The organism is Bradyrhizobium sp. 132, from assembly GCF_023074185.1.
GTDB lineage: Bacteria > Pseudomonadota > Alphaproteobacteria > Rhizobiales > Xanthobacteraceae > Bradyrhizobium.
This window is the reverse complement of the sequence record NZ_JADPKY010000094.1, coordinates 283482-299735: the sequence shown is the minus strand read 5'-3', so window position 1 is coordinate 299735 and position 16254 is coordinate 283482. Positions and strand designations below refer to the sequence as shown.

18 protein-coding genes are annotated in these 16254 nt (G+C 64.0%); 7 read left to right on the top strand and 11 right to left on the bottom strand.

From position 1 onward, the window contains the following. Window positions 1–21 precede the first annotated feature (21 nt). Window positions 22–273, top strand: a complete 252-nt coding sequence (locus IVA74_RS17435) for a helix-turn-helix domain-containing protein (RefSeq protein WP_247346325.1) — start codon at window positions 22–24, stop codon at window positions 271–273. Window positions 274–315: 42 nt separating this feature from the next. On the opposite strand, the gene IVA74_RS40970 is transcribed toward IVA74_RS17435, so the two are convergent. Both IVA74_RS40970 and IVA74_RS17425 read right to left on the bottom strand, forming a co-directional pair. Beyond that, window positions 316–579 carry a low affinity iron permease family protein gene (locus IVA74_RS40970; protein ID WP_256467597.1) on the bottom strand — a complete coding sequence of 88 codons (264 nt, stop codon included), beginning with the start codon at window positions 577–579 and terminating at the stop codon, window positions 316–318. Further along, the gene (locus IVA74_RS17425; protein ID WP_247346321.1) at window positions 576–1544 is read right to left on the bottom strand and encodes a LysR family transcriptional regulator; all 969 of its coding nucleotides are present in this window, start codon (window positions 1542–1544) and stop codon (window positions 576–578) included. The genes IVA74_RS40970 and IVA74_RS17425 overlap by 4 nt, the downstream gene beginning before the upstream one ends. Window positions 1545–1657: 113 nt before the next feature. On the opposite strand from IVA74_RS17425, the gene IVA74_RS17420 reads away from it, so the two are divergent. The 3 genes from IVA74_RS17420 to IVA74_RS17410 all read left to right on the top strand — a co-directional run bounded on the left by IVA74_RS17420 (window position 1658) and on the right by IVA74_RS17410 (window position 5381). Then, window positions 1658–2638: a tripartite tricarboxylate transporter substrate-binding protein gene (locus IVA74_RS17420; protein WP_247346319.1), complete on the top strand. Its 981-nt coding sequence runs from the start codon at window positions 1658–1660 to the stop codon at window positions 2636–2638. After that, window positions 2638–3249, top strand: a complete 612-nt coding sequence (locus tag IVA74_RS17415) for a protocatechuate 3,4-dioxygenase (RefSeq protein WP_247346317.1) — start codon at window positions 2638–2640, stop codon at window positions 3247–3249. Before IVA74_RS17420 ends, IVA74_RS17415 begins: the two co-directional genes overlap by 1 nt. Before the next feature lie 938 nt (window positions 3250–4187). Then, a complete protein-coding gene (locus tag IVA74_RS17410) occupies window positions 4188–5381 on the top strand; it encodes a hypothetical protein (RefSeq protein ID WP_247346314.1) in 1194 nt (397 codons plus the stop codon). Here IVA74_RS17410 and gmk read toward each other — a convergent pair. From gmk to IVA74_RS17365, 9 genes are all read right to left on the bottom strand, one after another. Next, on the bottom strand, window positions 5314–5973 hold the full coding sequence (gene gmk, locus IVA74_RS17405; protein ID WP_247346312.1) for a guanylate kinase: 660 nt from the start codon (window positions 5971–5973) through the stop codon (window positions 5314–5316). The genes IVA74_RS17410 and gmk overlap by 68 nt on opposite strands. 3 nt (window positions 5974–5976) lie before the next feature. Continuing rightward, the gene (locus IVA74_RS17400) at window positions 5977–6864 is read right to left on the bottom strand and encodes a YicC/YloC family endoribonuclease (protein ID WP_247346310.1); all 888 of its coding nucleotides are present in this window, start codon (window positions 6862–6864) and stop codon (window positions 5977–5979) included. 117 nt (window positions 6865–6981) lie between these two features. Then, a complete protein-coding gene (gene mltG / locus IVA74_RS17395) occupies window positions 6982–8256 on the bottom strand; it encodes an endolytic transglycosylase MltG (RefSeq protein ID WP_247346308.1) in 1275 nt (424 codons plus the stop codon). 125 nt (window positions 8257–8381) lie between these two features. Next, complete coding sequence (gene fabF, locus IVA74_RS17390) at window positions 8382–9647, bottom strand: beta-ketoacyl-ACP synthase II (protein WP_247346305.1); 1266 nt, start codon at window positions 9645–9647, stop codon at window positions 8382–8384. 108 nt (window positions 9648–9755) lie between these two features. Continuing rightward, a complete protein-coding gene (locus IVA74_RS17385; RefSeq protein ID WP_006020277.1) occupies window positions 9756–9995 on the bottom strand; it encodes an acyl carrier protein in 240 nt (79 codons plus the stop codon). 311 nt (window positions 9996–10306) lie between these two features. Beyond that, window positions 10307–11044, bottom strand: a complete 738-nt coding sequence (fabG, locus tag IVA74_RS17380; RefSeq protein ID WP_247346302.1) for a 3-oxoacyl-[acyl-carrier-protein] reductase — start codon at window positions 11042–11044, stop codon at window positions 10307–10309. A gap of 102 nt (window positions 11045–11146) precedes the next feature. After that, a complete protein-coding gene (gene fabD, locus IVA74_RS17375; protein ID WP_247346300.1) occupies window positions 11147–12106 on the bottom strand; it encodes an ACP S-malonyltransferase in 960 nt (319 codons plus the stop codon). Window positions 12107–12278: 172 nt separating this feature from the next. Next, window positions 12279–13304: a fatty acid desaturase family protein gene (locus IVA74_RS17370; protein ID WP_247346297.1), complete on the bottom strand. Its 1026-nt coding sequence runs from the start codon at window positions 13302–13304 to the stop codon at window positions 12279–12281. A gap of 3 nt (window positions 13305–13307) precedes the next feature. Further along, window positions 13308–14012, bottom strand: a complete 705-nt coding sequence (locus IVA74_RS17365) for a TetR/AcrR family transcriptional regulator C-terminal domain-containing protein (protein WP_247346295.1) — start codon at window positions 14010–14012, stop codon at window positions 13308–13310. A 344-nt stretch (window positions 14013–14356) separates the two neighbouring features. Between IVA74_RS17365 and rpsF the strand changes: the two genes are divergently transcribed. The 3 genes from rpsF to IVA74_RS17350 all read left to right on the top strand — a co-directional run bounded on the left by rpsF (window position 14357) and on the right by IVA74_RS17350 (window position 16239). After that, complete coding sequence (gene rpsF, locus IVA74_RS17360) at window positions 14357–14887, top strand: 30S ribosomal protein S6 (protein ID WP_247346293.1); 531 nt, start codon at window positions 14357–14359, stop codon at window positions 14885–14887. A gap of 5 nt (window positions 14888–14892) precedes the next feature. Beyond that, entirely contained in the window at window positions 14893–15132 is a 240-nt protein-coding gene (rpsR, locus tag IVA74_RS17355) for a 30S ribosomal protein S18 (protein WP_007592020.1), read from the top strand. A gap of 129 nt (window positions 15133–15261) precedes the next feature. Further along, window positions 15262–16239, top strand: coding sequence for a DUF2232 domain-containing protein (locus tag IVA74_RS17350; RefSeq protein ID WP_247346290.1), 978 nt, complete (start codon window positions 15262–15264; stop codon window positions 16237–16239). Window positions 16240–16254 lie beyond the last annotated feature (15 nt).

Genomic DNA, 16254 nt, shown 5'->3' with positions numbered 1-16254 from the left:
GGGCAGGCGGCGCTCTCAAGGGTGGCGCACCTGATCTGCGAACTGGCGACACGACTGGAGACGGTTGGGCTTGCGGCGGAAGGCTGCTTCCAGATACCGATGACGCAGCGGCACGTTGCCGATGCCAGCGGATTGTCGATCGTCCACGTCAATCGTACCATCCAGGAACTGAGACAGCGCCGATTGATTGCCTGGGAGGGAAGCGAGATCGAGCTGCTGCAACCCGACCAACTCCGCACGCTCGCGGATTTCACGCCGGATTATCTGGCCTGACCGAGGCGGGTGAATGCGCCGCCAGCTGGGGCGCCGCACGCGCTACCCGCTCCGTCGAATCTCCTCCCGCTCCTTCTCGACCCGCTCGGCGTCTTTGTCATCGACCTTCATCAGATCGGCGCGGCCGCTGGCCTTGAGCAGCTCGTCGAGCTTGGCGTGAGTCGCCTGGGTATCGCGGTGCTCGGTCCGCTGGATCACCAGCGTCATGCCCCATGTCGCCAGCGTCGCGAACGAGTGCCATTCAAGCCCGTTGCCCAGCGCGCCCAGGCGACGCGATGTGGCAGAAGCAGAAGAACAATCGGTCAATTTCGTCGATTGGGCGAGGCGTTTCGCTTACCTGCGAGCGGCTTCGCTACCTCTCGAGCGCACTCGACGAGCAGCCGCTGAGCAGGGTTTGGCGTTCTGCCATTAAGCGCAACGATCCCTACCGGCCACATCTGAATAGGCATTTCGACGGGTAAGACCTTCATCGACAGCCGCTTCGCGCTGAAGTGCAACATCGATGCCGGAAGGAAACTCAGGAATCGTTCCGACGAAAGCAACGCTGACTGCATAAGGATCGAATACACGGTTACGCTGGCACGTGGCACCTCCAGTCCGGAGGCGTGAAATGCGCGGGCAATCCAACCGCCCGGAAAACTTTCGCGCGGCGGCAGGCACCAACGCTCGTTGACCAGCTCGTCGAGGCGGATCTTGCGCCGCCGCACCCACGGACTGTGCAAGCCTGCAACAACGACACCGCTTTCGTGCAGCAGCACCTCAACATCGGTATCGGCAGCCGGCGTCGAGCTCGGCAGGCGCCCTATCATGAGGTCGATGTCGTGATTGCGCAGATGGCGATCCTGAAGCTCAGGCGGTTCGCCCTCGATGATGTGAAGCGCGAGCCTCGGGTATTGCCGGGACAGCCGGTCAATAATGGCGGGCAGTAATCCAGCCATGACGGGCTCGGTGCTGCCAATGCGCAATTCACCCATCGCGGGATCAGCGAGCGATTGCAGCTCGTCCACACCGCTCCGCAAATCGTTGCACAACGCAATGCTACGCTTGAGTAAGGCCTTGCCATAAAGCGTCGGCTCAACACCGAGCCGGCTGCGCTCTAGAAGAGGAAGGCCGATCGTTTGCTCCAGGCTCGCGATCATCTTGGATATGACAGGCTGTGAAATGGCAAGGTGCTCGGCCGCTTTCGCCATGCTCCCGTATTCCACGACGGCGATAAACACGTTCAGCTGCCGCAGCTTGATCCGATGGCTAATCTGGGATGCATTGAGCATGCGATCCTTTCTAAAATGGAATAGAAGTATCGGAAAATAGAACTTTTCATATATAGGTCTGCAGGACAAGCTCCAATCCGCGGTCACCTCCACCGCCAAGGTTTGGAGCAGCCATGTCGAACATTTATGTAGCCCGTCGCACCTTCTTGCTCGGCAGCCTCGCGGGATTGTTGCTGCCCGGGAAGGTCGTCGCGCAACCTTATCCGTCCAATCTCATACGGATTGTCGTTCCTACCGGTGCGGGCACACCGCCCGACATTATCAGCCGCATGGTCGCCGACGAGCTCGCGGCCAATGAAGGCTGGCGGCTTGTGGTGGAAGATCGCCCGGGTGGGTTGCAGACCATTGCCATGAACGACGTGAGCGGCCGTCCGGCGGACGGCTATGCACTGCTGACCATGAGCCTTCCGATGACAGTCACTCCGTCTCTGCTTCCGAAGGCGGATGTACGGCCGGATGTGGATTTCGATCCGGTGATCAAGATATCGAAATCCTACACTGTGCTCGTTACAACGCCTTCCTTGCCGGTCGGCTCGCTGTCCGATCTGGTGGCGCTGCTCAAGAGCAAGCCGGGGAAGCTCAATTTCTGTTCCGCCGGCTTCGGCACTCCGTCGCATCTCATCGGCGAAATGTTTGCATTGCAGGCGGGCGTGCACGCCACCCACGTGCCCTACCAGCAGTTCTCCCAAGCAATCACCGATCTGATGAGCGGCAACGTCCAATACATGTTTGTCACCACGCTTCCAGTTATTGACCTCATTGCGACCGGCAAGTTGCGAGCGCTTGCCGTCACAGCCCCCACCAGGATCGCTGCCCTGGGCAACGTTCCCACTGTGGTCGAGGCAGGCCTTCCCGATCTGGTGACAGCCGATTGGATCGGCTTTGCAGCCAAGCGTGGTACGGCTGCAGAAATAACGTCGCAGCTCAACAAGGCAATTAACAAGGTCCTTGTCGAACCGAAGATCCACGCCGCGCTCGACAAAATAGGAGCCGTAGCCGTGGGTGGCACCGCTGCAGAATTTGGTGAGGGAATCCGGACTGACATCGCCCACTGGGCGAAGGTCGTGAAGGATGCGGATATCAAGCTACCTTGATGAGCCAGACCACATCCAAAACCCAAACGAGTGGCCGCGATGCAGCAGCATTGGCGATCACGCCGCCGCAGATTGTCGGCCCGTTCTATCCGGTCTCGCAGTGCCCCGATCTGGCAACCGATCTGGCGCGTCCAAGCGGCAGCACCGCTGAGGCACTGGGCCAGCTCATCCATGTCAGCGGACGTGTGCTCACGCGTTGGGGGGCGCCGGTGCCGCATGTACGCATCGACATCTGGCAAGCCAACGCAGCGGGGAAATATCGTCATCCGAGTGACATCAACCCGGCGCCGCTCGATCCCAATTTCAAAGGCTTCGCGCGTCTCACAACGGATGCGGCCGGGCACTACAGCTTTCGTACGGTCAAACCGGGTCGCTATCCGACGGCAGAAGGCGACGTCAGGCCACCGCACATTCACCTCGCCGTCGAGGGGCGGTTCGATTGCCTGGTAACCCAGCTGTATTTCGCTGGCGAAGGAGAAAACGTGACCGACCGCTGGCTCAATGCGGCTCCGCATCCGGAAAGGTTGATCGTTACTCTGCAAGATTCGCCATCACGCCTTGAGAGGCATGCGTTGGTCGCGCATTTTGACATTGTTCTTGCCAGCGGATGACAAGCGGTTTCAGGTGGCTCCAAGCCCGATTTGGGTCATTCGCGACCGGGCTGACGCGTCGGGCAAAACACCCGGTCAAGCCCTCCGCGTAAAAAGATTTCACTTTTCCGAATTTCGGATTTGTGGCATACAGCACTGATCCTGGCCCTGCCAAAGGGGCGTTCGCGATCGTCACGACATGCGGGCCGGATGGCGGTGGACGCGGCAGCGTCGGCGCGGGCGGCGTGATGACAGGGCGGGCAACCGTGAGTCCTCACGCGACGCGGTACGACACGGCGCTGGAGAGCGGGCTGGTCGATTGTCAGGGGTGAGCACACGCAAGCCCTTGACGATCAGGCGGGACCGTCCGCGGACGGAGAAGTCGTGTGGTCCTGACGCCCGGGGTCTGTGCGTCAAGTCCAGCGGTGATGTCGCGGCCCGACCGGGCGTGCGCATCAGTCATCCGCAGGGCGACGGGGGCAATAGTGCATCGCTCCCCGGGGAGAGCACGAAGGACACCGTTAAAACCATCCGCGCAGGGAAGGCCGGGCGATCGGCCACCCATCGGTCCACCCCGTGTGCACTCTTGTCGCGCACGGACCAACGGGTGCCGCCGGCGCCCGGCCTTCCCTGCGCCCTTTGGCCTCCATTGGGCGATGAACAAAAGCAAGACTCGGGCAAAACCTGCCGCGGGAACGTGCAACCATGCTCCCTTCCCGGGCTCCCGCCCCCTCGGTGCCTGCAGCGGCTCTGGAACCGTCCGCCGCTCGGACGGCTGCGGCGGAACCGAGACCTTGAGCAAGCAGTCGCAGCGAAAAAGTGTGATTCCGCGGCGGAACGAATGCCGCGCAGGCCCGATTCAAGCCACATCCTCTCCGGATTCGCGGCTCATTGCCACCCAAGTCTTTGACGACAAAGGGAAGGTAACGAGTTGCGTCAGGCGTAATCGGGAGACCAGGATGGGCAACCGCACCGCAAAGTTCATATCCGCCCTCGCGGGCAGCATCATTGCCGGCGCGCCTCTGGCCGCCGTATCGCAGAATGCACCGACGGCACCGAGCACGGCAAATGCCGCGAGCGACTGCCTTGCCTCGCCAAAGGGCGCCGCGCCGCAGGGCCAGCATTGGCATTATCGCCGCGAGCGCGGGACCAAGCGGCAGTGCTGGTATCTGCGCGCCGAAGGCGGCAAGGCCACACAAACCGCACGGGTTGCGGCCGATACGCCGACAGCAGATTCAGCCGCGCCGCAGCAACACCCGGTGCAGGATGCGCGCGCCGAATATCTGACGCCGCAGAGCATTGCCGCGCCGAAGACGCCGGCGGCGCCGATGCAACAAGCTGCGAGCCCCTCCGCTGACACCAACGCGCAGCAGCCCGCCGTCGACGCGCGCTGGCCCGATGCCTCCGCGGCGTCCGTCACGCCCGCAGTGCAGCCATCGCCCGCCCCTGTCGCGGCTGCCGCGCAGCCGAGCGCGAAGCCGGCGAAATCCCCTGCTCCGATGGCTCTGGCTGCGGCCGACAGCTCCGCCGACAAGCCGACCGGCTCACTTCAGATGCTTCTGCTCGCGATCGGCGGCGCGCTGGCACTTGCCGGCATCCTCGCCAGCATCATCTATCGGTTCGCCGGCGGACGCGGACGCGTCCAGGCCGCCGACCATCGCCGCGTCAACTGGGACAATTTTGAGCCGCACGATCACGACGACGGCCGCGCGCCCTGGCTCAACGCAGCGCCGGCCGGCGCGCCGCGCGCGCAGCAGCCGCGCCCGGTCGATTTCGATGCCGTGCGTCCGCAGGCCGCGCCGCTCAAGACGGTACAGCTCGCCGCGATCGATCGCGAGATCGATGTGATCCACGCACGAGCACCGCAGGCCCGCGACGAGGCCGCAGCGTTCGACGACGCCGACATGTTCAACGGAGAATTCGAGATCGAGGCCGCAACGCCGCGGCTCGCGGCCAACGACGTCACTGACGAAGAGCCGGCCGTTCGCGATGATGGTGTGCAAATCGAGGACGCTGTCGACGTCGACGTGATCACGGCGATGCTGGAACGGCTGGCGCAGGAAGGGCCGCGGCTGAGGCAGCCAGCTATTTCTCGAGCTGATTACGTAGACCCCGCACGAAGCCTTCAAGTCCGACCTGGCGTTCGCGCTTAAGCTGCTCGGCGCGAAGGATCGAACGCACAGCCTCGAATGCGAGGCCAATGTTGTCGTTGACAACGATATAGTCGTAAGCGTCGAAGTGGCTCATTTCGTCGCCCGCTTTTTTCATGCGGCCGCGAATGACCTCATCTGAATCCTGCGCACGCGTATGCAGGCGCTGCTCAAGTGCAGCAACCGACGGCGGAAGGATAAAAACGCTAACGACATCCTTTCCTGAACGATCGCGGAGTTGCTGGGTCCCTTGCCAATCGATGTCAAACAACACATCGTTCCCAGACGCTAGCGCAGCATCGACCGGACCTCGCGGGGTGCCATAACGATTCCCGAAGACGTGAGCCGATTCCAGTAGCTCACCAGCCTGCACCATCGTTTCGAAGCGTTTTTGATCGACGAAGAAATAGTCCTTCCCATCGACCTCGCCCGGCCGCATCGGCCGTGTTGTTGCGGACACCGACATCTGGAGACCTGGAGTCTCCGCAATCAGCATGCGCGACAGCGTCGTCTTGCCCGCGCCCGACGGCGAGGACAGCACGAACATCAATCCACGCCGCTCGACACCGTCAGTTCCGTGACCGCCAATCGTCATCGATCACTCCAGATTCTGGACCTGCTCGCGGAACTGCTCGACCACGTTCTTCATGGCGAGCCCCGTATTGGTCAGTTCGATGTCGTTCGACTTCGAGCAGCAGGTGTTGACCTCGCGGTGAAACTCCTGCGCCAGGAAGTCGAGCTTGCGCCCCACCGGGCCGCCCTTGCCGATCAGCTCGCGCGCCTGCGCGATGTGCGAGGCGATGCGGTCGAGCTCCTCGCGGATGTCGGCCCTGGTCGCGATCAGGATCGCCTCCTGCATCAGGCGGTCGGAATCGAAACGGTCTGAAGTGTCGAGCAGCGTCGCGATCTGCTCGGCGAGCCTGGCCTTGATCGCCTCGGGCTTGCGGCCGGGCGCGGCCTCGGCTTTTTTCGCAAGCTGCTCGACCTCGTCCACCCGCTGGATCAGGATCTGCCCCAGCGAAGTCCCTTCGCGCTTGCGCATCCCGACAAGTTCGGCGAGCGCCTTGTCGAAGGCGTCGGCGGCCGCGGCGCGCGCGGCCTTGTCCTCCTCCTCGTCGCCCTCGGGCTCGGCGACCTCAATGACACCCTTGATGGACAAAAGCCCGTCGACGCTTGGTGCGACTGCATCGACCTTGCCGGCGATCACGGCGGCGGCCTTCAGGACGGCGTTCAGCACGTCGTCGTTGACGCGGACCGTGGTGGCGGCATTGGCGCGCTTGACGGTCAGATTGGCGTAGACGGTGCCGCGCGAGAGCAGCTCGGCGGCGCGTTTCTTGGCGTGGGCCTCCAGCTCGTCAAACCCCTGCGGCAGCCGCACGCGCAGGTCAAAGCCCTTGGCGTTGACCGACTTCAATTCCCATTCGAACGTATACGGCCCGCTCGCGCCGTGGCTTCGGGCAAAGCCGGTCATGGACGACAACGCCATCAGGTCAATTTCTCCAGAAGCACGGGATTCGCGGGGCCATCAAGCCACGCGAATCTTAAGACTATTTTGCAGGAAAGTGGAATGCGCAAAGTCCCGTGGGCAGGTCTGCGCGCAGGCCTAGCGCTGGACCACCGGGGGCGAGGGCTGCACCGCGCCTTGCCGGGCCGGCGCTGGACTGGCGGGACGAACCGCCGGCGGCTTTTTCTGCTGGTTGGGGCGCGCCGGCGTGGTCGCCGTCGGCGTATCGGCGGCGCCGGGCGCGGCGGCGGCCGGCGGCTGCGCGTCCTCGGCCGGCTCGACCGTGTCGTTCTGGATTTGCTTTTCCATCGCACGCAGCTTGGCGACGTTCTTCTGATGCGCGTCGTAAGTCTCGGTGAACGCATGGCCGCCGGTCCCGTCGGCGACGAAATAGAGGTCGCGGGTGCGGGCCGGGTTGGCGGCGGCCTCGAGCGAGGCCCGGCCGGGATTGGAGATCGGCCCCGGCGGCAGGCCCTCGATCACATAGGTGTTGTAGGGCGAGGGCTGCGTGATCTCGCTGCGCTTGATCGGACGGCCGAGCGTGCCCTTGCCGCCGACGAGGCCATAGATGATCGTGGGATCGGACTGCAGCTTGATCCGCTGCTTCAGGCGGTTGACGAACACCGCGGCGACGCGGCTGCGCTCGTCGGGCTTGCCGGTTTCCTTTTCGACGATCGAGGCCAGCGTCACCAGTTGCTCCGGACTCTTGACCGGAATGTCCTGATTGCGGCGCTCCCAGATCTCGGTCAGCACGCGCTTGTGCGCCTGCTGCATACGCTGGACCACCTGATCACGTGGCGTCCCGCGCGGGAATTTGTAGGTCTCGGGCAACAGCGTGCCTTCGCGCGGCAGCTCACGCACGCTGCCGGTGAAGATGTCGTTGTCGGACAGCCGCGCCACGATCTGCTCGGAGGTCAGGCCCTCCGGTACCGTCACGGCATGCTGCACCACCTTGCCTTCGACGATGGTGGCGACGACGTCGCGCAAGGATGCGTTTTTCTGGAACGAATACTCACCGGGCTTGAGATCCGAACTCGCCTTCAGCGCAGCGACACTGGCGATGAATACCCACGGATTGACGTCGGTCACGCCTTCCCGGTTCAACGTCTCGGCGATGTCGCGCTTGCCGGCGCGCTGCGGGATGTTGACGATCTTGTCGTCCTTCAGCGGTCCCGGCGCCTCGAGCACTTGCCGGCCGTAATAGTACACGCCGCCCGCACCGATCATCGCGATCAGCAGCAGGGTGATGATGGCGTTGCCGACGATCACGAAGGGATTGCGCGCGCGGTCCGATCGCTTCGGCGGCGGCGGGACCTGCTCGGGCTCGAGCGCTGCCCGCGGACTCCGGGGCGAAATGGGCGGCCTTTCACTCATCGAAGCAACCTGAATCCTGCCGGTTCAATTGCAGCCTGACAAACGCTTGTCCGGCCAAGTACACGCGCCCACTTGTATGACTATCGCCGAATACGGCAAATCGGTGGATTCGTCGAAAACACAAACTATTGGACCGGACGCCGGAAGATTACCGACGCGTTGGTACCGCCAAAACCGAAAGAATTCGACAACGCGACGTTGACCTCGCGCTTCTTCGACTTATGCGGCACGAGATCGATCGCAGTCTCGACCGACGGATTGTCCAGATTGATGGTCGGCGGCACGACATTATCGCGAATCGCGAGAATGGCGAAGATCGCCTCGATCGCGCCGGCTGCACCGAGGAGATGGCCGGTCGACGATTTGGTCGAGGACATCGCGACCTTGGAGGCGGCGTTGCCGAGCAGGCGCTCCACCGCACCGAGCTCGATCTCGTCGCCGAGCGGTGTCGAGGTGCCGTGCGCGTTGATGTAATCGAGATCGGACGCCGTGAGGCCGGCGCGCTTGAGCGCTGCCGCCATGCTGCGAAAGGCGCCATCGCCATCGGGCGACGGCGAGGTGATATGATAGGCGTCGCCGGAGAGACCGTAGCCGACCACCTCGGCATAGATCTTCGCGCCGCGGCGCCGGGCGTGCTCGAGCTCTTCCAGGACCAGGACGCCGGCGCCCTCGCCCATCACAAAGCCGTCGCGGTCCTTGTCATAGGGACGCGAGGCCTTCTCGGGTGTCTCGTTGAAGCCGGTGGAGAGCGCGCGCGCGGCGTTGAAGCCGGCAATGCCGATGCGGCCGATCGGCGATTCGGCACCGCCGGCGACCATGACGTCGGCATCGCCGAGCGCAATCAGGCGGGCGGCATCGCCGACCGCATGTGCACCGGTCGAGCAGGCCGTGACCACCGAGTGGTTCGGCCCCTTCAGCCCGTGCTTGATCGAGACATAGCCGGAGGCGAGATTGATCAGGCGGCCCGGAATGAAGAATGGCGACACCCGGCGCGGCCCGCGCTCATTCAGGAGGATCGCGGTGTCCGCGATGCCGTTGAGGCCGCCGATGCCGGAACCGATCATTGTGCCGGTCGCGCATTTGTCCTCTTCGGTCGCGGGATGCCAATTGGCATCGTCGAGCGCCTGGCCGGCCGCGGCCATGCCGAAGATGATGAAGTCGTCGACCTTGCGCTGGTCCTTCGGCTCCATCCAGATATCGGGATCGAAAGTGTCGTTCGTCCCGTCGCCGCGCACGACGGTGCAGGCGTATTTGGTCTGAAGATCGGAGACATCGAAGCTCTCGATCCTGCGTGCGCCGCTTTCGCCGTTGAGGATGCGCTTCCAGGTCGGCTCGACACCGCAGCCGAGTGGCGAAACCATGCCAAGACCCGTGACGACAACCCGCCTCATATCCGAAAACTCCGCATCGAAACATTCACGGCCAATAACAAGAAACCGGCTGACCGCTGTTGGGCGGCCCGTCCGGTTTCAATGTTTTCCCCGCGAAAATGAAGAGCCTTAGCTCTTCGCGTTCTTCTCGAGAAACTTCGTGGCGTCGCCGACGGTGAGAATCGTCTCCGCGGCGTCGTCCGGAATCTCGCAGCCGAATTCTTCTTCGAATGCCATCACCAGCTCGACGGTGTCCAGACTGTCGGCGCCGAGGTCGTCGATGAAGCTCGCAGCGTCGACAACCTTCTCGGGTTCAACACCAAGGTGTTCGACCACGATCTTCTTAACCCGCTCGCCAATCTCACTCATTGCATAACCTCGTGTTGTTCCCTGTAGACCCGACCCCCCGGGACGATACGAGCCGTCGTGGTCGTTGACTGCCTTCGCTTACAAACTTTGATTTGGCCCCATCCTAACCGATGCAGGCCCGGCGAATGACGGCCAAGGCTCCGCATCGCCAATATACAGGGTTTCAAAAACCTGCAATGGCGTTCTTTGCCCATCCGTTGAAGGTCCGGTTATCATACTTCAATTGCCTTGACTACAAGCCTCATTTCGCTCCGGAAACGGCCGTTTGCCGTATCCGGCGCCGCCTGAGGGGGGCGGAGCGGCATCAGGCGTCAGATCATGGCCATGCCGCCGTTGACGTGGATGGTTTGGCCGGTCACGTAGGCCGCTTCGTTCGAACTCAGGTAGACGGCAGCCGCCGCGATGTCCTCTGGCGTCCCCAGGCGATTGGCCGGAACCTTGGTCAGAATCGTTTCGCGCTGCTTGTCGTTGAGCGCATCGGTCATCGGCGTCTTGATGAAGCCGGGCGCAATGCAGTTCGCAGTGACGCCGCGTTTGGCGTATTCGGCACCCAACGTCTTGATCATGCCGATCAGGCCCGCCTTCGACGCGGTATAATTGCCCTGCCCCGGATTGCCGGTGACGCCGACCACCGAGGTGATGGCGATGATGCGGCCGAAGCGCTTGCGCATCATCAATTTCGTGGCGGCGCGGGCAAGCCGGAAGGTCGAGGTCAAATTGATGTTGATGACCTCCTCCCAGTCCTCGTCACGGAGCTGCACGAAGAGATTGTCGCGGGTGATGCCGGCATTGGCGACGAGGATGTCGACCTGTCCCATTGCCGCTTCCGCCGCGGGCACCAGCGCCTCGACCTCGTCGGCCTTGGAGAGATTGCAGGGCAGCACATGGGTGCGCTCGCCGAGCTTGCCGGCAAGCTCATCCAGCGCTTCCTTGCGCGTCCCTGATATCGCGACGGTGGCGCCCTGCGCGTGCAGCGCCTGTGCGATCGCACCGCCGATGCCGCCGGTTGCGCCGGTGACGAGCGCCTTTTTGCCAGTCAGATCGAACATCGATAACTCCTCCAAAGCACGATCCGGAAAAGTGCGCAGCGGTTTTCCGAAAAGATCGAGCGTAAACTAAAGAACGCAAGCGCGACCAGGAATCATCGCGCTTCAGGCCTGCTTCGAAGCGGCCAATGCATCCCTGGCGGCAGCAATGTCGTTGGGCCCGCTGACCGCAACGCCGACCGCACCGTCAGCAATACGCTTGACGAGGCCGGTCAGCACCTTGCCGGCGCCGATCTCGAAGAAACAGTTGACGCCCTGCCCTGCCATATAGGCAACCGACTCGCGCCAGCGCACGGTGCCGGTGACCTGCTCGACAAGGCGGCGTCGGATCTCATCAGGGTCGGTAATCGCGCTCGCCAGCACGTTCGACACCAGCGCCGCCGCCGGCGCCTTGATCGTGACCGTGGCCAGCGCCGCCGCCATCGCCTCCGCAGCCGGCTGCATCAGCGTGCAATGGAACGGCGCCGACACTGGCAGCAACATCGCGCGCTTGGCGCCCTTGGTTTTGGCGATCTCGACGGCGCGATCGACCGCGGCCTTGTCGCCGGAGACGACCACTTGTCCGCCGCCATTGTCGTTCGCAGCCTGGCAGACCTGCCCCTGCGCCGCCTCCTTGGCGACCTCCAGGGCGGCCTCGTAGTCGAGGCCAAGCAGAGCGGCCATCGCGCCGGCGCCAACCGGCACGGCTTTTTGCATTGCGAGACCGCGGGTGCGAAGCAGCCGCGCGGTGTCGGAAATCGTCAGGCTGCCGGCCGCAGCGAGCGCTGAATATTCACCGAGGGAATGGCCGGCGACGAAGGCAGCATCCCGCCCCACGGAAAACCCGGCTTCGACCTCCAGCACGCGCAGAGTGGCGATGGACACAGCCATCAGGGCCGGCTGGGCGTTTTGGGTGAGCTGGAGGGTTTCGGCCGGACCATCCCAGATGATTGCCGTCAGCTTCTCTCCCAGCGCGGCATCGACCTCGTCGAACACGGCGCGTGCCACCGGAAAGGCGTCAGCCAGAGCCTTGCCCATACCGACCGCCTGGGAACCCTGCCCCGGAAATGTGAATGCTGCCGTCATCGGCGCTCCCCTGGATCGCTCGAGCAGTTGTCTTCGAGAACCGGCAGCCGACTACGTCCGGCCCGAGCCTTGGTTCCCGATCATGCCCCAAAGGGGGCCGTAGACACTGTCCGAGGCCGGAATGTCAAGCCAGGGGGAGCATCGGCCGGCATTCAACCGGAGATGCGGGTCCCTAGAATCCGCCGGCGGTCTGGTTGGCGTCGACCTCCGACCCCGCCTGCGCGCGGCGCGCGCTGTTCACCAGTTGACCCGGCCGGTCGTCGCGGTTCGGCTTCGCGGTCGCAAGCCGCAGTACCGCGGCGTAACTCGGTTGCACCTCCATGCGGCCCGCGTGCCGGCTTTCGCTCAGCAGGCGATGAACCTTCGGCAGATTGTAGCAGGGCACGTAGAACAAGAGATGATGTTCGAGATGATAGTTCACGTAGTACGGCGCGATGAACAGGCGCTCGAGAAAATTGGCGTAGGTGGTGCGGGTGTTGCGCAAGGGATCGCTGCTGTCAGGCACGACCGCGTGCTCGGCGATATTGCGGATGCGGGTGATGACCATCATCCAGCTTACGAGCGGCACCAGCCATAGCAGCGGATAGGCCCACCACACGCCGGCCACGGTGAGCGCTGCGAACATCGCGCCATTGACGAGGCATTGCGGGCCGAGCTTCTCCCAAAAATGCGCTGCGCGCTGCCGCAACGGCCAGTCCTTCGGCCCGAGCGCGTTGAGCAGTTGCGCCTTGCGCTGTTGGAAGCCGGTCTGTCCGGTGATGTCGCGAATGAACTTGCGGCGATAGCTCAGCTTCGTGATCGGAAACGGCGCCGACAGCACGAGGTCAGGATCATCCTCCTGCTGGGTACGCGCATGATGCTGAAGGTGATAGCGCCGGTAGCTACGCGTCTCTGCGAACAGAGGATAGGCGCAGAACCACTGGCTCAGGGTCAGATTGGCTTTCTCGTCGGCGGACAGGCAGCCATGTGCGCCGTCATGCATGAGGATCGCGAGCCCGAGTTGGCGCGAGCCGATGATGGCGACGGCGAAGATATAGGTGATCGGATTGGGCCACCACGCGACCAAGGCGATTGCGGCGATGATGAGCGCCCAGGCGTGCGCGATCAGCGCGACGCCTTTCCAGGTCACGCGCTGGCGCACGTCGGCGAGTTGATCGTCGGTCAGGAAATCGCGGGCACGCATGCGAAGCGCGGTCATGGCCTAACCCTCCTCATTCGAATTGCTTGATGCGTCCCGCTCGTCGACGAGACGAAGGCGCGCCGTGTCGCCCGTGGATTTCGCCTGCTCGCCGAGCACGCGCAGCATCTCGGCGCACAGAGCCTCGGGCGAACGGCCCATGGCGTAGCCTTCGAGAATGACGCCGATGGCGACGGCCCAGAATCGCCGCGAGCTTTCGTCGGGCGCGCGCAGGGAGCGCCAGCCGTGCCGCTCAACCTGGCTTGCATAGGCCCGCGCGCCTTCGCTGTGCAGGCGCTCGATGGTGCGCTCCACCAGCGGTGCGAGATCCTGGCGCCGCCGCGTCAGCGTCAGCGCCTCGGCGAAGAAGGCCACCGAATCGTTTGCCGTCACGGTCTCGGCCAGCGCATGGGTGTAGTCCCGTGCCGTGCGCGCCTGCAGCGCCGCCCGCTCGGTCGCCCGCGCCAGATACAGCAGCTCGCGGCAGGCGCATTCGACGAACAGCGCCTCTTTGGTGCGGAAATAGTAAGTGATCTGGCTCGGGAACGCGTTCGCGGCGGCTGCGATGTCGGTGATTGCCGTGCCCGATAGCCCCCGCTCCCGAAATAGCGGGCTCGCGGCATCCAGCAGCAGCGAGCGCATTCTGCGGCCGGCCGAGCGCGTAGCGCGGGCGGCGTGCTTGGGGTCGCCAGCCGCCTCAAACGGCTCCTGGGACAAGTTTTCTGCCATTGGGGTCCGCTCCGTTGATTTATTTGTATGACATACAAACAAATAAATCAAGCCGGCATGTTACTCTGCGGTGGGTCAGGCCGCCCGCATCGGGACCATCCGCGCCGAAAATGCCGCCCTCAACCTTGCCAAGTCAGCCAAAATCCGTATAAGGCGCGCATCCGCAGACCCCGGCCGGGAGCTGAACGGACGGTCTCAGCAAATCATTCGTGATCTTGGTGTGGCAGGGCCAGTCGGCCCGTCGTCCCGTGTTTCCGCCTTCTGAGCTTAATCCCAGAGTCCTTTCCGAAGGCCTCTTAAGGGCTTGACGCCGGGCGATGCGCCAACATGAGGAAAGGACTTCCATGGCTCTCTATGAGCATGTTTTTCTCGCGCGCCAAGACGCGAGCACGCAGCAGGTCGAAGAACTGACTGCGCAGATGACCGGCATTGTCGAGGGTCTCGGCGGCAAGGTTGTCAAGACCGAGAATTGGGGCGTGCGCTCCCTCACCTACCGCATGAACAAGAATCGCAAGGCGCACTTCGTGCTGCTCAACATCGACGCGCCGTCCGCGGCGATCGCCGAGATCGAGCGCCAGGAGCGCATCAGCGAAGACGTGATCCGCTATCTCAGCGTCCGCGTCGAGGAGCTCGAGGAAGGTCCGTCCGCGATGATGCGCAAGGCCGACCGTGACCGCGAGCGTGACGACCGTGGCGGCGGCTTCCGTGGCGATCGCGAAGGCGGTGGCTTCCGTGGCGACCGCGAGGGTGGTTTCCGTGGCGGCGATCGTGAAGGTGGCGGCTTCCGCGGTGACCGCGGTCCGCGCCGTCCGCGCGACGACGCTGAAACCACGACTACTGCCACCACCACCACCACCACGACGGATGGGGAGTAAGAACAATGGCTGAAGCTGGTGCACGCCGCCCGTTTTTCCGTCGTCGCAAGAGCTGCCCGTTCACGGGCGCGAATGCTCCGAAGATCGACTACAAGGACTCCAAGCTGCTGATGCGTTACGTCTCCGAGCGCGGCAAGATCGTGCCGAGCCGCATCACCGCGGTGTCCGCGAAGAAGCAGCGTGAGCTCGCCCGCGCCATCAAGCGCGCGCGGTTCCTGGGCCTGCTGCCCTACGTCATTCGCTAAGACGAATTCGGCCGGCGGTGACATCGCCGCCGGCCGTATTACCTAGTTTCTCATAAGGCTTCCGGGTCGTCCGGTCGCCGATGGTTGGGGCGAGATGCCTCTAACCGCTCGAAGGGAGCGGGACAGCTGATGATGGCCTTTGGACTGATAGCCCTGATCGCCGGCGCTGCGTCGGCCGTAATGTTCGCCTCGATCGTCTCGGGCGCGCTGATCTCGCTCGTCCTGTTCTATCTCGCACCGCTGCCGCTGATGGTCGCCTCGATCGGCTGGGGACCGCTTTGCGCGACCCTCGGCGGCATCGCCGCCGCGCTTGGTCTCGGCGCCCTGTTCGGCCTGCCCTACGGCATCGCCTTCGCCGTCACCGTCGCACTGCCGGCCTGGTGGCTCGGCCACCTTGTCCTGCTCAGCCGGCAGGGGGAACCCGTCGCCCCGGGAGCCGCCGCCGAGCCGTCGGCCGAACCTGCGCTCGAGTGGTATCCGGTCGGCCGCATCCTGCTATGGATCGCGGGCTTCGCCACGCTGACCACGATCGCCGCCCTGCTCACCCTCGGCACCGACGCCGAAACCATCATCGGCACGCTGCGTCGTGGCCTGATGCGCCTCCTCCGCGCCGCCGACCCGCAGACCTCCGGCGAGACCGACCAATTTGTCGACGCGCTGGTGCGGATCGCGCCGGCCGGCGCCACCATCGTCGCGATGATGACGCTGACCCTCAATCTCTGGCTCAGCACCAAGGTGACGGCGACGTCGGGCCGGCTGCGGCGCCCCTGGCCGGACCTGATGACGGCGGAGCTGCCGCCGATGACGCTCGTGGCGCTCTGCATCGCGCTTGCCTTCAGCTTCACCGGCGGACTGCTTGCGATCGTGGCGCAGATCGCCACGGCGGCGCTAATGATGGGATATGCGCTGACCGGCTTTGCGGTGCTGCATACGCTGACGCTGGCGCTGAAGAGCCGCACTTTCTGGCTCGGCTCGACCTACGCCGTCGTCGTCGTGTTCGGATGGCCCGTCATCGCGATGGTGATCCTCGGCCTTGCGGATGCCGTGTTCGGCCTCCGCGAACGCTTCCTGCGTACGCGCCAGCCACCGCCGCTGCCGGTCCCTTAAGTTCAAGTCCGAAAA